At 37.2% G+C, this 1,790-nt stretch carries 1 protein-coding gene; it reads left to right on the forward strand.

The genetic code is table 11. The annotated features are described in order from the left end of the window. Window positions 1-176: 176 nt before the first annotated feature. Window positions 177-1,724, forward strand: a complete 1,548-nt coding sequence (gene pruA, locus AB3X49_RS22825; protein ID WP_367964925.1) for an L-glutamate gamma-semialdehyde dehydrogenase — start codon at window positions 177-179, stop codon at window positions 1,722-1,724. Window positions 1,725-1,790 lie beyond the last annotated feature (66 nt).

Genomic DNA, 1,790 nt, shown 5'->3' on the forward strand with positions numbered 1-1,790 from the left:
GGAATATACTCATATTTTGTAGATTCATACGTATGTATGAATCTCTATTTTTTTATTATATTTTAAAAATTTATTAATTTTTAAAATATAAGTCTAGGAATATTTGAATAAATCTAAATTATCGTGTAGAATAATGTTGTAAAATGTAAACGTTTTTCTAAGGGGAGGCTAAAAAGATGGTAGTAGCATACAAACATGAGCCATTTACAGATTTTTCAGTAGAGGCTAATAAATTAGCGTTTGAAGAGGGTTTAAAGAAAGTAGAATCTTATCTTGGACAAGACTATCCATTAATTATCGGGGGAGAAAAAATCACTACAGAAGACAAAATTGTTTCTGTAAACCCTGCAAATAAAGAGGAACTTGTTGGTCGTGTTTCAAAAGCAAGCCGTGAATTAGCTGAAAAAGCAATGCAAGTAGCGGATGCAACATTCCAAACTTGGAGAAAGTCAAAACCAGAAATGCGTGCAGATATTTTATTCCGTGCTGCAGCAATCGTTCGTCGTAGAAAACATGAGTTCTCTGCTATTCTTGTAAAAGAAGCAGGTAAACCATGGAATGAGGCAGATGCTGATACAGCAGAAGCAATCGACTTTATGGAATATTATGCTCGTCAAATGTTGAAATTAAAAGACGGTATTCCAGTAGAAAGCCGTCCAATTGAATATAATCGTTTCTCTTACATTCCATTAGGAGTAGGTGTTATCATTTCTCCTTGGAACTTCCCATTCGCAATTATGGCAGGTATGACAACAGCTGCTTTAGTTTCTGGTAACACAGTATTACTAAAACCAGCTAGTACAACTCCTGTAGTAGCAGCGAAATTTATGGAAGTATTAGAAGAAGCTGGTTTACCAGCTGGCGTAGTAAACTTCGTTCCAGGTAATGGCTCTGAAGTTGGTGACTACTTAGTAGATCACCCTCGTACACGTTTCGTTAGCTTTACTGGATCTCGCGATGTAGGTATTCGTATTTACGAACGTGCAGCAAAAGTAAACCCGGGACAAATTTGGTTAAAACGTGTTATCGCTGAAATGGGCGGTAAAGATACAATCGTTGTTGATAAAGAGGCAGATCTTGAATTAGCAGCTAAATCTATCGTTGCATCAGCATTCGGATTCTCAGGACAAAAATGTTCTGCATGTTCTCGTGCAGTAATCCATGAAGATGTATACGATCATGTATTAAATCGTGCTGTTGAATTAACAAAAGAATTAACAGTAGGTAACCCAGATGCAAAAGATATTAACATGGGACCTGTTAATGACCAAGCTGCATTCGATAAAGTAATGAGCTATGTTGTAATTGGTAAAGAAGAAGGTAAAATCGTATCAGGTGGCGAAGGAGACGATTCTAAAGGCTGGTTCATCCAACCAACAATCGTTGCTGACGTTGCAGAAGATGCTCGCTTAATGAAAGAAGAAATCTTCGGACCAGTAGTAGCATTCTGTAAAGCAAAAGACTTTGATCATGCACTTGCAATTGCAAACAATACAGAATACGGTTTAACAGGAGCAGTTGTTACTAACAACCGTGACCATATTGAAAAAGCACGTGAAGACTTCCACGTTGGTAACTTATACTTCAACCGTGGATGTACTGGTGCAATCGTAGGTTACCAACCATTCGGTGGCTTTAACATGTCTGGTACAGACTCTAAAGCTGGTGGTCCTGACTACTTAGCACTTCACATGCAAGCAAAAACTACTTCTGAAACTTTATAAGAAATAGTAGAAAAGATCTTCACAGACTGTGAAGATCTTTTCTTTTTGAGAAACTCTCTATAATAG

The organism is Bacillus sp. C30, assembly GCF_040838255.1.
In the GTDB taxonomy this organism is placed as follows: domain Bacteria; phylum Bacillota; class Bacilli; order Bacillales; family Bacillaceae_G; genus Bacillus_A; species Bacillus_A mycoides.

Excerpts from the sequence above, each read along its gene's own strand:
- pruA (WP_367964925.1), top strand. The coding sequence starts at position 177 with ATGGTAGTAGCATACAAACATGAGCCATTTACAGATTTTTCAGTAGAG.